Below are 13426 nucleotides of genomic sequence, written 5' to 3'. Positions count from 1 at the left end.
CCGGTGCGAACGCCCCGACCGCGGGGCCGGGCGTCCCCGTCCCCCGCGCCCGCGCGGCGCGCGGAGTCAGGCGTTCTTCTCCATGCCCGGGCGCAGGCGGGCGAGCAGGTCGTAGAGGGTCGCGCTCTCGGCGGGGTCGAGGGTGTCGAGTGCGCCGCTCGTCGCCTGCATCTCCTCGCGCACGCGGCGGATGACGTCCCGGCCCTCGTCGGTCGCCACGACGTTCTTGACGCGGCGGTCTGAGGGGTCGGGTTCGCGGCGGACCAGGGCGCGCGCCTCCAGGCGGTCGATGATGCCGGTGACGTTGGAGGCGTCGCAGACCAGCAGGGTGGCCAGGGCGCGCATCGGCAGCGGGCCGTCGAGCTGTGCGAGGACCTTCGCCTGGGTGGAGGTCAGGCCGTGGTGCGCCGCGGCGGACGCGAAGTCGCGCCACTGGGCCGTGCCGATGGCGGCGAGGAGCTCCATGAGCTGGAGCCTGGTGGGCCGGGAGGTCGTCGCGCTCATGGGTCGAGGGTACTCAGAACACTTGACATTATCAATTGTTTACTTGACCACCTCAAGCATTCCGGTCTACCGTCGCGAAGTACTTGATGACATCAAACATCGATGATCTGAAGCTCCCGCGCCACCGGAAAAGGCCCCTCCCTGCCATGAGCCACGCCCCCACGCCGCCCGCCGCCGACCCCCGGCGCGAGACGGTCGTCGTCTTCGCCCTGAGCCTCGCCGCCATGGTCGTCTCGATGATGCAGACCCTGCCGGTCCCGATCCTCGGCCTCATCCGCACCGACCTCGGCGCCTCGACCGCCGACGTCAGCTGGGTCACCACCGCCACGCTGCTCTCCGCCGCCGTGTTCACCCCGCTGCTCGGCCGCTTCGGCGACCAGCACGGCAAGAAGCCCACCCTCGTCGCCGTCCTCGGCGTCATGGTCGCCGGCTCGGTCGTCGCCGCCCTCGCGACCTCGCTGCCCCTGCTGATCCTCGGCCGCGTCCTCCAGGGCGCCGCCACCGCGATCTTCCCGCTCGCCCTCTCCGTCCTGCGCGAGGAGGTCGGGCCGCAGCGGCTGCCCGGCGCCATGTCGCTGGTCAGCGGCACCCTCGCCTTCGGCAGCGGCCTCGCCCTCGTCGCCACCGGCCTGCTCACCTCCGGCGCCGACGCCGACTACCGCAGCGCCTTCTGGATGGCGACCGGCTTCGCGGCGCTCGCCCTCATCGCCGTCGCCCTCCTCGTCCCCGCGACCCGCCACAAGACCGGCGGCCGGACCGACCTCCTCGGCGCCCTCACGCTCGGCATCACCCTGCTGCTGCTCCTGCTGCCCGTGTCGCAGGGCCACGAGTGGGGCTGGGCCTCGGCCCGGACGCTCGGCAGCTTCGCCGGCGCCGCCGTCATGGCCGCCCTCTGGGTCCTCGTGGAGCGCAGGGTCCGCGAACCCCTCGTCGACATGAAGATGTTCGTCCACCGCCCGGTCCTCATGGCCAACCTGGCCGGCGTCCTCGTCGGCTTCGGCATGTTCGCGAACTTCCTGGGCGTCTCGTACCTGGTCCAGATGCCCGAGGCCCTCACCGGCTACGGCTTCGACGCGTCCATCCTGCGCGCCTCCGTCCAGTTCCTGCTGCCCGGGGCGATCGTCTCGCTGCTCGCCTCCCCGATCGGCGGCCGGCTGGTCCGGCACCGCGGCCCCCGCGCCGCCCTCGCCCTGGCCGCGGGCCTCGGCGCCGTCGGTTTCGCCTGGCTCGCCCTCGACCACGGCCACACGCTCTCCGTCATCGGCGCGGGGATCGTCGTCGGCGCGGCCGTCAGCTTCGGATACGCCGCCATGCCGGCCGTCATCATGTCGAGCGTCCCGCACCACCAGAGCGGCATCGCGAACGGCATCAACTCCATCTCCCGCTCCACCGGCAGCGCCGTCGGCAGCGCGGTCGTCACGACGATCCTCGCCTCGCAGACCGTCGCCCACCTCCCGGCCGGAGTCCCGCCGCTGCCCGCCGAGTCGGGCTTCACCCTGACCTTCTGGATCGGCGCCGCGGCGTTCGCCCTGGTCGCGGTGATCGCGGGCCCCGGCCTGCGCACACGGGCCGCCGGGACGGCGCCCGTCTCCGTCGGGGAGGCGCGGGGTCCGGCCGCCGCGGCCGGACCCGCCGCCCCCGAGAAGGCGCCGGTGTCCTAGCGGGCCCGAGGAGCCGCCGACACCCTCCGTGTCGGCGGTCTCACCCGGCGTCGCTCCGGCGAATCTTCACAGCGTGCGAGTGGAGGGGATCCTTCCCCTTGCCTCGTCCATCGGCCTTCCGGTCCCCCGCCCCTCGATTGAGGGGCGTATGTCCCCTTGCGTTCCCGGGGGTCGCCGGAGGGCCGATTTCTGTTACTCGATCCTGCGGAGAACCTGTGACGATCCCCGGGTGATCCGTCGCGCAGATCGAAACGCACTCCGTTCCGGTGACGAATCCGTGTGCCACGACCCGTCAACTCGGTTGGCCGGAAAACCCGTTCGCGTGCTTACATCTGCACATCGCGGCCGCCGTGTGAACGGTGCTTGATTCCGGCCGCGACAAAGAAATTCACACGAATTGAAGGGTGCGCCTCCATGCGTAACGACATCGAGACCCGTGAGATCGCCGACGCCGAGCTGGACGCCGTCTCCGGCGGCCTCGCCATCTCCGGTGGCCTCGCCGGCGCCGTGGTCGGCGACGTCAGCACCGTGCTCGGCACCGTGACCTCGCTCCAGACCGTCCAGGGCGTGCAGGCCCTGCCGGGCGTCGTCACCGGTCTCGCCGGTGTCAACGTCGGTGTCGCCGGCCTCTGAGCGACATCTTCGTGAACCCCGGAACGCTTTCCCGTTCCGGGGTTCACGGCTGCCTTTCCCGACCCTCGCGGGCGGGGAATCCACCGGGAATTCGGCAGGCCCGTGAAGAATGCGGTCGGAGGAAGGTTCCGTGCAGTTCCGTCAGAAGGCGCTTTCCAAGCTGCAATCCCCCGAAGAACTCGACCTGCCGGTGCGGTTGGCCCGCCCGCAGGGGCGACTCGTCCTGGCCGTCACCGTCGTCGTCATGGCCGCCGCGACCTTCTGGGCCTTCACCGGATCCGTACACGCGAAGCTGAACGCGCCCGGCGTCCTCACCCGGGCCGAGGGCAGCTACCTCCTGCAGAGCCCCTTCGCGGGACAGATCACCGCCGTACGCGCCGAGGAGGGCCGGACCGTCGCCGCCGGCGCGCCGCTGCTGACCGTCCGGACGCCGCAGGGCGACCGGGACGTCCGCGCGATCGACGGAGGACGGGTCACCACCCTCCTCGCCAAGACCGGACTCGTCGTCACCACCGGCGCCGACGTCGCGACCGTGGAGCGCGTGAAGGACCCGGACGCCCCGCTGGTCGCCATGCTCTACGTACCGGGCGGCAGCGGCGCGACGATCCCCGTCGGCGCCCAGGTCGACCTCGGCGTCCCCTCCGCGCCCCGGCAGCGCTACGGCGTGCTCCGCGGACGGGTCGAGGCGGTCGGCCGCGTCCCCCAGACACCCGCCCAGATCAGCGGCTTCCTCGGCGACCGGTCCCTCGCCGAGGAGTTCGCCCGGGACGGCGACCCCGTCGCGGTCCTCGTCCAGCTGGAACGCTCGACCGCGACCCGCTCCGGCTACCGGTGGTCCAAGGCCGACGGCCCCCCGTACGCCGTCGACTCCACGACCCCCGTCACCGCGACCGTCCACCTCGCCGCAGCGCGGCCCGTCGATTGGCTGCTCCCGTGACCGCGCCCGCCGACACGAGCCGGACCCCGCGCCCCGGGCCCGGCGCACGGCGGCGCCAACGCCCCACGCCCCGCGGCGGCGACCGCCGCCGCGCCGCGCCGTCCGGCCGGAGCCCCCGGCGCCGGCCCGTCCCCAAGGGCCGCACGCCCCGCCCCGTGCGCACCCCCACCGTGCTCCAGATGGAGGCGGTGGAGTGCGGCGCCGCCGCGCTCGCCATGGTGCTCGGCCACCACGGCCGGTTCGTCGCCCTGGAAGAGCTCCGCATCGCCTGCGGCGTCTCCCGTGACGGATCCCGGGCCAGCAACATCCTGAAGGCCGCCCGCAATTACGGCCTCACGGCCAAGGGCATGCAGATGGACCTGGCGGCCCTCGCCGCAGTGGGGCCGCCGGCCGTCCTCTTCTGGGAGTTCAACCACTACGTCGTCTACGAGGGCATCGGCCGCCGCCTCGGGCGCCGCGGCGTCCACATCAACGACCCCGCCAACGGCCGCCGTTTCGTGCCCATGGACGAGTTCGACACCAGCTTCACCGGCGTCGTGCTCACCTTCGAGCCCGGCGAGGGCTTCCGCCGCACCGGCCGGAAGCCCGGCGTCATGGGCGCGATGCCCGCCCGGCTGCGCGGCACCTCGGGCACCCTGCTCGCCGCCGTGCTGGCCAGCCTCCTCCTGGTCGTCGTCGGTGCGGCGATCCCCGCGCTGAGCCGTACGTACATCGACATGTTCCTCATCGGAGAGCAGACGTCGCTCCTCGGCGTGCTCTTCGCGTCGACGGCGGCGGCCCTGCTGCTCACGGCGGTGCTCACCCACCTCCAACAGGCGAACCTGCTGCGCGGCCGCGTCATCTCCTCCACCCTCGGCAGCGCCCGCTTCCTGCGGCACCTGCTCCGCCTCCCCGTCTCCTTCTTCTCCCAGCGCAACCCGGCCGACCTCGTCCAGCGCCTCCAGTCGAACGACGCGGTCGCCGAGACCCTCGCACGCGACCTCGCCGCCGCCGGCGTGGACGCCGTGGTCGTCGTCCTCTACGCGGTGCTGCTCTGGACGTACGACCCGCAGCTGACGCTCGTCGGCATCGGCGTCGCGCTGCTGAACGTCCTGGCCATGCGGATCGTGGTCCACATGCGGGCCACCGACACCCAGAAGCTCCGCGCCGAGAGCGCCCGGCTGACCAACACCGCCTACAGCGGACTGCAGCTCATCGAGACGATGAAGGCCACCGGCGGCGAGGACGGCTTCTTCCGCCGCTGGGCCGGGCAGCACGCCGTCACCCTCGACGTGCAGCAGCGGCTCGGCGTCCCCAGCATGTGGCTGGCGATCGTGGCGCCGACGCTCGCCGCGCTCAACAGCGCGCTGATCCTGATGATCGGCGGCCTGCGCGCGGTGGAGGGTCACCTCTCCGTCGGCCTGCTCGTCGCCTTCCAGGCCCTCGTCACCAGCTTCACCACACCGATCACCCGGCTCAACGGCGTCGCGGGCCGCATCCAGGACTTCGCCGCCGACGTCGCCCGCCTCAAGGACGTCGAGAACTTCCCCGTCGACCCGCTGTACTCCCGGCGCGAGCCGCCCGCCGCCACCCGCCGGCTGACCGGCCACGTGACGCTGGACGGCATCACGTTCGGCTACAGCCCCCTCGACGCCCCGCTCCTGAAGGACTTCTCGCTCGCCGTCGGCCCCGGGCGGCAGGTCGCGCTCGTCGGAGGCTCCGGCAGCGGCAAGTCCACGGTCTCCCGGCTGGTCTCCGGTCTGTACGCACCCTGGGAGGGCGCCATCCGCATCGACGGCATGCGACTGGAGGACATCCCCCGCGGCGCGCTCGCTGCCTCCGTCTCCTTCGTCGACCAGGACGTCTTCCTCTTCGAGGGGAGCGTCCGCGACAACATCGCCCTGTGGGACCCCTCCATCCCGGACGAGGCCGTCGTCGACGCCCTCCGGGACGCCGCCGTGTACGAGGTGATCGCCCGCCGGCCCGGCGGCATCCACAGCCGGGTCGAGCAGGACGGCCGCAACTTCTCCGGCGGCCAGCGCCAACGCCTGGAGATCGCCCGGGCGCTGGTCCGGCGCCCCAGCGTCATGGTCCTCGACGAGGTGACCAGCGCCCTGGACGCGGCGACCGAGCGGCTCGTCATCGACAACCTGCGGCGCCGGGGCTGCGCCTGCGTGGTCATCGCCCACCGGCTGAGCACCGTCCGCGACAGCGACGAGATCGTCGTCCTGGAGCGGGGCACCGTCGTCGAGCGCGGCCGCCACGAGGACCTGCTCGCCGCGGGAGGCGCGTACGCCCGACTGGTCAAGGAGCACTGAGGTGACCTCCCCCCACCCCGCACCCGTCGCCGCGGACCCGGTCGTCGCCGCCCTCGGCGGGCTCGGCACCCCCGTCGACTGCGCACAGCTGCGCAGTCTCTCCCTGGAAGGGCCGCTCGTCCTCTGGCTCGTCGTCGAGGGCGGACTCGACCTGTTCGCCGTCGACGCGGCGCAGGAGGGCCACTGGCACTTCCTCGGCCGCCTGGCCCCGGGCGCGCTGCTGCTCGGCCCCGCCGAGGGCCCCGGCCACACCCTGATCGGCCGTCCGCTCCAGGGCTGCCTGCTGCGCCGCATCGAGCTGCGCCGCCTCGCCCCGCACGGGCCGGGCGAGGCCGGGTACGGCGCGTACGGCCAGGACGTCCACGGCGGCGATCCGTACGGCTACGGGCCGTACGGCTACGGGCCGGACGCCTCCGCGTACGGCGGCGGGTTCGCGGCGGCGGGGTACGGGCCGGGCGCCCACGGCGTCGCCGGGGCGCCGCTGAGTCCGCTGGAGAACGCCTTCGCGCTCGGCGTCGGGCGCGGACTGCGCGTCCTCTACCAGGCGCCGCTGGAGAGCCGCGCCACCACCGGCCCGGGCGCGGCCGACGACGACGTGCTGTGGATGCAGATCGCCCCCGGCAGCGTGCAGTACGGCGCCGTGTACGAGGGGTACGACACCGCGGCCGCGCTCCTCGTCGACGGGGAGATGTGGCAGGGGATGGTCGATCAGCAGTACCGCCTGCTGTACGCCCTGGACGACTGGATCGAGCAGGTCGAACGCGCCCACGAGGACCGGACGGCGGCCGGCATCGAGGCCGGCGAGGCCGCCCGTACGCAGGCCGACCGGGCCCTGCTCGCCTCGATCGGCCGCCCCGGCGGACGGTCCCGCGGGGCCTCGGCGCGCGGTGGGGGCGACGACGCGGCCTTCGCCGTGTGCCGGCTGGTCGCGCGCGAGGCGGGCGTCTCCCTGACGGAACCGGTCGGAACCGCGGCCGGAGCCGACCGCGGCGACCCCGTCGAGCGCCTCGCTCGCGCCTCCCGGATCCGCACCCGGACCGTCCGGCTCCAGGGCCGCTGGTGGCGCGAGGACAGCGGGCCGCTGGTGGGCCGCCGGGAGGAGGACGGCGCGCCGGTCGCGCTGCTGTGGCGGCGCGGCGGGTACGTGGCCGTCGACCCGGCGACGGGGCGGCGCGAGCGGATCGGCGCCGCCCACGAGGGCGCGTTCGAACCCGGCGCCGTCATGCTCTACCGCCCGCTGCCCGAGGGACGCCCGGGAGTGCTGCGGCTGGTCCGCTTCGGGCTGCGGGGGACCGGCCGGGACCTGCGCGGCCTGTTCCTGGGCGGTCTGGTGGCGGTCGGACTCGGCGCGCTCGTCCCCCTGGCCACCGGCCGGGTCCTCGGCGCGTACGTCCCGCAGGCCGAGAGCGGACTCATCGTGCAGACCGCGTGCGCGCTCATCGCGACCGCCCTCGTCTCCGCCGCCTTCATGCTGCTCCAGAACATGGCGATCCTGCGGGTGGAGGGCCGGGTCGAGGCGACCCTCCAGCCGGCCGTCTGGGACCGGCTGCTGCGGCTGCCGGTGACCTTCTTCGCCGGCGGCTCCACCGGGGAGCTGGCCGGTGCGGCGATGGGCGTCAGCGCCATCCGCAGCGTGCTCTCCGGCATCGGCTCCGTCTGCCTGCAGGCGAGCACCGTGGGGGCGGTCAACCTCGTCCTGCTCCTCTTCTACAGCGTGCCCCTCGCCCTGGTCGCGCTCGCGATGCTGCTGGTCGTCGCCGGCCTCTTCCTGGGGCTCGGACTCTGGCAGCTGCGCTACCAGCGGCGGCTGCTCGCGCTCGGCAACAAGCTCAACAACCAGGCGTTCCAGACCCTGCGGGGACTGCCCAAGCTGCGCGTGGCCGCGGCCGAGAGCTTCGCCTACGCCGCCTGGGCGCGGGAGTTCGCCCGCACCCGGGAGCTCCAGCAGCGCATCGGCCGGATCAAGAACGCCGTCACCGTCCTCAACGCGGTCTGCCCGCCGCTGTGCATGCTGGTGATGTTCATGCTCCTCGCGGGACCGGCGCGCGGCAGCATGTCCGCCGCCGAGTTCCTCACCTTCAGCACCGCCGTGACGATCCTGCTGTCCTCGGTCACCCAGCTGACCGGCGCGTTGATCTCGGCCGCCGCCGTACAGCCGATGTTCGAGCAGCTCGGCCCGGTCCTCCGGGAGCCGCCCGAGGTGCGCGGCTCCAGCACGCAGCCGGGCGTGCTGAGCGGGGCGATCGAGGCGAGGAACGTCTCCTACCGGTACACCGAGGACGGGCCGCTGGTCCTGGACGACGTGTCGGTACAGGTGCGGCCCGGTGAGTTCGTCGCCATCGTCGGGGCCAGCGGATGCGGCAAGTCGACCCTGCTCCGCCTGCTCATCGGCTTCGACCGGCCGGTGGAGGGCGGTGTGCTCTACGACGGCCAGGACCTGGCGGCGCTCGACCGGGCGGCGGTACGCCGCCAGTGCGGTGTCGTCCTGCAGAACGCGCAGCCGCTCTCCGGCTCGATCCTCGACTGCATCCGCGGGGCGGAGCCGTACACCGCGGAGGAGGCCTGGGAGGCGGCCGCGATGGCGGGGCTCGCCGAGGACGTCAAGGCGATGCCGATGGGCCTGCACACCATGCTGTCCGACGGCGGGGGGACCGTGTCCGGCGGTCAGCGCCAGCGGCTGATGATCGCGCAGGCCCTCATCCGCAAGCCGCGGATCCTCTTCCTGGACGAGGCCACCAGCGCCCTGGACAACGAGGCCCAGCGGGTCGTCATCGAGTCCACCCGGGCCCTGCGCGCCACCCGCGTCGTGATCGCCCACCGGCTCTCCACGGTCATGGACGCCGACCGGGTGGTGGTGATGGAGGAGGGCCGGGTGGCCCAGCAGGGCCCGCCCGCCGCACTGCTCGCCGACACGGGCGGCGCCTTCCACACCCTCGTACGCCGCCAGCTCGGCTGACCGGACGCCTCCCCCCGGGGACGCGCCCGGACCGGGCCCGTCCACGGAATCCGGGCCTCCCCCGGGCAAAAGCCGGAATGCCTCGACGGAAGCCCTTTCGATCGGGGAAGCTGTCCCCAACAGGCCTTCAAACAGGCGTAGTTGAGCAGCTTCCGTATCATTCCGGGGGAGAAGATGGCAAGAGTCGCACAGCGATGGTTCGCCCGCACCGCAGGCATGTCCGCCGCGACCTTACTGATAGCCGGCGGTACGGCCGGCGTCACCTTCGCGGCGGAGGCGGACACCGCGACCGCGTCCGTCGTGGCGTACGACCCCAGCGTCAACAGCACGGCCAACTTCGCGGTGATCGCGACCACGCACCCCGACACCGTCGGCTGCAACGGCTACAACGTGACCGGGACGGGCACCGCCAGCGGCAAGCCCACCACCGGCGGGACGTGGACGCAGGACGAGGTGGTGTGTACCGCGACCATCCCCGGCAAGTACGACATCAAGGGGACGGCGACCATCACGGAGGCCGACGGGGACAAGCTCACCCTGACCTACCAGCTCACCGCGCCGCTGACCGCGGACACCCTGGTCTACCCGACCGGCACGTTCACGATCACCGGGGGGACCGGCAACTACGCGTTCGCGACCGGCAGCGGCAAGATGAACGCCCGGGTCAACCTCCTGGACCACGACCACGTCACCTCCAAGATCATGGGAGAGATCCTCTTCACGGGCTGATCCCGGCCTGATCGAGCAGCGGCGTGCGCCGGCGGATCGCCCCGGAGCACGCCGTCGGAGCCGGTCCCGCCTCGGGGCCGGCTCCGTCCTTCTGACGGCGCAACCTCCAAGGGGCCGCACCATGAAGAGCACGATGCAGGACCGCGAACTGCTCGTCCGTGACCTCCTCGGGCACGGGCAACGCGTCTACGCGGACAGCCGGGTGATCCGATGCGCCGACGGGCGCGGGGAACGTTCCTCGCAGACCTTCGCCGAGATCGCCGCCCAGGCCGAGCGACTCGCCGCGGCGCTGGCCCGACTGGGCGTCCGACTCGGCGAACGGGTCGCCACCCTCGCCTGGAACACCCCCGAACACCTGGTGGCCTACCTCGCCGTCCCGAGCATGGGCGCCGTGCTGCACACCCTCAACCTGCGCCTCCACCCGGACCAGGCGGGCTACATCGTCGAGCACGCGGAGGACGCGGTCCTCCTGGTCGACGCCACCCTCCAGGACATGCTCGTCCCCCTCGCCGGACGCCTCGGCCGCGTACGCCACGTGGTCGTCATCGGTGGCGAACCCGAGGTCGAGCTGCCCGGGCACATCGCCGTGCACCGCTGGGACGACCTGCTCGCCGCCGAGCGGCCCGGCTACGTCTGGCCCGACCTCGACGAACTGGAGGCCGCGGCCCTCTGCTACACCACCGGCACCACGGGGGACCCCAAGGGCGTGGCCTACAGCCACCGCTCGATCTCCCTGCACACCCTCGGCGTCTCGGGCGGCTCCGGCTTCGCCATGCACGAGGGCGACCGCGTCCTGCCCATCGTCCCCATGTTCCACGCCAACGCCTGGGGCTGGCCGTACTCCGCCTGGCTCGCGGGCGCCGACCTCATCATGAACGGCCCCCAGCTGCACACCCCCGACCTGGCCCGGATCATCAACGAGGAACGGCCCACCGCCGTGGCCGCCATCTGCACCATCTGGAACAGCCTGGTCCACCACGGCGAACGGCACCCGCTGGACCTCGGCTCCGTCCGGCTCGCCGGCTGCGGAGGCGCCACCCCGCCGCGCGCCCTGCTCCAGCGGCTCAAGGACCGCTACGGGGTCCGGCTGATCCAGGGCTGGGGCCTCACCGAGACCAGCCCCCTCGCCACCTTCGCCGTCCCGCCGCACGGCACCCCCGACGAGGAGGAGGTCGGCTGGCTGGCCAAGAGCGGCCGGGTGATGCCCTACGTCGACGTCCGGCTGATCGGCGAGGACGGCACCGAGCAGCCCTGGGACGGCACCTCGGTCGGCGAACTGGAGCTCCGCGGGCCCTGGGTCACCGGCTCGTACCACAACACCCCCGACTCCGCCGAGAAGTTCCACGACGGCTGGCTGCGCACCGGCGACCTCGGCGTGATCGAGCCGGGCGGCTGGGTCGTGGTCAGCGACCGCCTCAAGGACGGCATCAAGAGCGGCGGCGAGTGGATCTCCACCATCGAGCTGGAGAACGCGATCGTCGAGCACCCGGCGGTCCTGGAGGCGATCGTCGTCGGCGTGCCCGACCCCCGCTGGGAGGAACGCCCGCTGGCCTGCGTGTCGTTGGTACCGGGCGGCGAGGTCGACGGAGCGGGGCTCCGGGAGTTCCTCGCCGGACGGGTCGCCCGCTGGTGGGTGCCGGAGCGCTGGGCCTTCGTGGACGCCGTGCCCAAGACCAGCGTCGGCAAGTACGACAAACGGGCGGTGCGGGCCCGGTACGCGGAGGGCGCCCTCGACGTCTGGACACCCGGCCCGGCCGGCCCGGGCCCGCAGGCGGCGCCCGCGAAGCCGGGGGAGTCGGGGGAGTCGGGGGAACTGGGGGAGTCGAGGCGGTGAACGGCGGGGCCGCGCACGGGCGGTGAGCGGCGGGGCCGCTCCCTGGCTGTGAGCGGCGTGGCGGCGCCCCGGACGGCCCGGCGCCCCGGACGGCCCGGCGCCCCGGACGGCCCGGCGCCGGGACCGGCCGTGGGGGGCTGCCGGCCCCGATCCGTCGGGCCGCCCCCCGGCCCGTCCGTCGGCCGCAGCCCCCGGCCGGCCCGTCGGCCTCAAACCCCCAGCCGGTCCGCCGTCTCCGCCAGCAGCTCCCGCTGCCCGTCGGCGTCGAGACCGAGCTCCCGTACCAGCCGGAGCGTCAGCACCAGCCTGGCCTGGAGGGCCGCCTCGGGGTCCGGGAGCCCGCCGGCGGGCTCCTCCTCCCCGGCGAGGCCGGCGGCCAGCAGCGCCTCCAGGAACGCCGGGTCGAAGTCCTCCGCCCCCGCGTCCAGCGAGCCGAGGACCTCGGCGACGTACCCGCTGATCTCCCGGGGCTCCGCACCGTGCGGGAACCGCCGCCGGGTCGCCGTCCCGAAGGCGGCGCCGACGGCCCGGCCGTACGCGGCATCGGCGGGGTCGAGCGCGGCCGACTTCTGGGCGAACCCGATGAAGTCGAACGCCAGCAGCGCGCCCAGCACGTCGAGTTCGGTGGAGAGGGCACGGGTCATGAGGGCAGGCCTTCGGTCGTGGGCGGAGTGGTCGTGGCGTCCTTGCCGCGGACGCCGGCGGCGATCGCCCCCGCGATGTGCTCGGCGTCCCGGCCGACGAAGCCGATCAGCGCCGAACCGCGGGTGCGCATCCGGTACAGCCCCAGGTAGTAGCTGCCGGGGACCGCGCCCACGCCCTCGGTGTGGCGAGGCTGCCCCTCGTCGTCCAGCATGTCCGGGTCGAGCCAGCTCCAGTCGGTGCGGAAGCCGGTCGCCCAGATCACCGTCGACGGTTTGACGCGCTCGCCGTCCGCGGTCAGCAGCTCGGCGCCGTCGGCCGCGGTGATCCGGCCGACCGTACGGATCGAGCCCGCCGCGACGAGCCCGGGCACCCGGTCGCCGACCACCGGGTCGGGCGCCTGCATGCTCACCGGCAGCCGCATCACCCCGAGCACGCTCATCCACCAGAACATGTCCCGGCCCACGACCGTCTGCGGCAGCGGCGGGGAGACCGCCCCGCCGCGGCTGAGCACCACCTCGTGGGTCCCGGACAGCTCCGCGGCGATCTGCCGGCCGGAATTGCCGTCACCGACGACCACCACCGTCCCCGGCGCCAGCTGCGCGGGGCTCCGGTACTCGCTCGTGTGCAGCGCGGACACGTCCGCGCCCAGCGCCCCGGCGAACTCCGGGACACGCGGGACGCCGAACGCCCCGGTCGCGATCACCACCCGACCGGCCCGGCACGCGCCCCGCGTCGTACGCAGCAGGAAGCCGTCACCGTCCCGCCGCACCGACAGCACCCGGTGGTCCGCCAGCACCGGCAGGTCGAACCGCTCGGCGTAGTCCCGCAGATACGCCACCACCTCGTCCTTGCCGGGGTAGTGGCGGCCCTCGCCCGGGAAGGGCAGGCCCGGCAGCCCGGAGAACTGCGCCGACGTGAACAGCGTCAGCGAGTCCCAGCGCCTCTCCCACGTCTCGCCGACCTCACCGCCCGCGTCCAGCAGCACGCACTCCACCCCGGCCCGCCGCAGGTGGTACCCGACGGCGAGCCCGGACTGGCCCGCGCCGACGACGGCGACCGGCACGGAGGCCGGCAGCGCCCTCATCGGCCCGCTCCGGCGCCCCTGGCGGGATCGCCGCCGCTCCGCCGCCGTATCGGGGCGGCCTGATCACTTCGCATACCGATCGTCCTTACGTCGTGGACCCGGTCCGTGGAACCCGAGGACCGGTCCGGGGCTGGTCGGCCGGGCCG

10 protein-coding genes are annotated in these 13426 nt (G+C 73.8%); 7 read left to right on the top strand and 3 right to left on the bottom strand.

The features are described 5' to 3' along the window. Positions 1-66: 66 nt before the first annotated feature. Entirely contained in the window at positions 67-504 is a 438-nt protein-coding gene (locus ACY0MR_RS08100; protein ID WP_388807121.1) for a MarR family winged helix-turn-helix transcriptional regulator, read from the bottom strand. A gap of 146 nt (positions 505-650) precedes the next feature. Here ACY0MR_RS08100 and ACY0MR_RS08095 point away from each other — a divergent pair, with 146 nt between their 5' ends. The 7 genes from ACY0MR_RS08095 (at position 651) to ACY0MR_RS08065 (ending at position 11551) form a co-directional block, all read left to right on the top strand. Next, the gene (locus ACY0MR_RS08095) at positions 651-2165 is read left to right on the top strand and encodes an MFS transporter (RefSeq protein WP_473559992.1); all 1515 of its coding nucleotides are present in this window, start codon (positions 651-653) and stop codon (positions 2163-2165) included. Positions 2166-2579: 414 nt separating this feature from the next. Further along, positions 2580-2798 (top strand): hypothetical protein, encoded by a 219-nt coding sequence (locus ACY0MR_RS08090; RefSeq protein ID WP_055600716.1) that lies wholly within the window; start codon positions 2580-2582, stop codon positions 2796-2798. A 130-nt stretch (positions 2799-2928) separates the two neighbouring features. Further along, entirely contained in the window at positions 2929-3735 is an 807-nt protein-coding gene (locus ACY0MR_RS08085; protein WP_473559990.1) for a hypothetical protein, read from the top strand. Further along, a complete protein-coding gene (locus ACY0MR_RS08080; protein WP_473559988.1) occupies positions 3720-6032 on the top strand; it encodes an NHLP family bacteriocin export ABC transporter peptidase/permease/ATPase subunit in 2313 nt (770 codons plus the stop codon). The genes ACY0MR_RS08085 and ACY0MR_RS08080 overlap by 16 nt, the downstream gene beginning before the upstream one ends. Position 6033: 1 nt before the next feature. Further along, complete coding sequence (locus ACY0MR_RS08075; protein WP_473559986.1) at positions 6034-8988, top strand: NHLP bacteriocin export ABC transporter permease/ATPase subunit; 2955 nt, start codon at positions 6034-6036, stop codon at positions 8986-8988. 174 nt (positions 8989-9162) lie between these two features. Further along, positions 9163-9717 carry a hypothetical protein gene (locus ACY0MR_RS08070; RefSeq protein ID WP_404086199.1) on the top strand — a complete coding sequence of 185 codons (555 nt, stop codon included), beginning with the start codon at positions 9163-9165 and terminating at the stop codon, positions 9715-9717. Positions 9718-9838: 121 nt separating this feature from the next. Then, a complete protein-coding gene (locus ACY0MR_RS08065; protein WP_473559984.1) occupies positions 9839-11551 on the top strand; it encodes a long-chain-fatty-acid--CoA ligase in 1713 nt (570 codons plus the stop codon). A 209-nt stretch (positions 11552-11760) separates the two neighbouring features. Here ACY0MR_RS08065 and ACY0MR_RS08060 read toward each other — a convergent pair whose 3' ends face one another. Together ACY0MR_RS08060 and ACY0MR_RS08055 are read right to left on the bottom strand one after the other, a co-directional pair. Continuing rightward, a complete protein-coding gene (locus ACY0MR_RS08060) occupies positions 11761-12195 on the bottom strand; it encodes a hypothetical protein (protein ID WP_404086195.1) in 435 nt (144 codons plus the stop codon). Further along, on the bottom strand, positions 12192-13280 hold the full coding sequence (locus ACY0MR_RS08055; RefSeq protein ID WP_473559982.1) for a flavin-containing monooxygenase: 1089 nt from the start codon (positions 13278-13280) through the stop codon (positions 12192-12194). Before ACY0MR_RS08055 ends, ACY0MR_RS08060 begins: the two co-directional genes overlap by 4 nt. Between the last annotated feature and the right edge of the window lie 146 nt (positions 13281-13426).

The sequence above is a fragment of the Streptomyces sp. JN8 genome, from assembly GCF_055808075.1.
The sequence above is the reverse complement of the archived record's forward strand: the minus strand, read 5'-3'. Positions and strand labels throughout refer to the sequence as shown.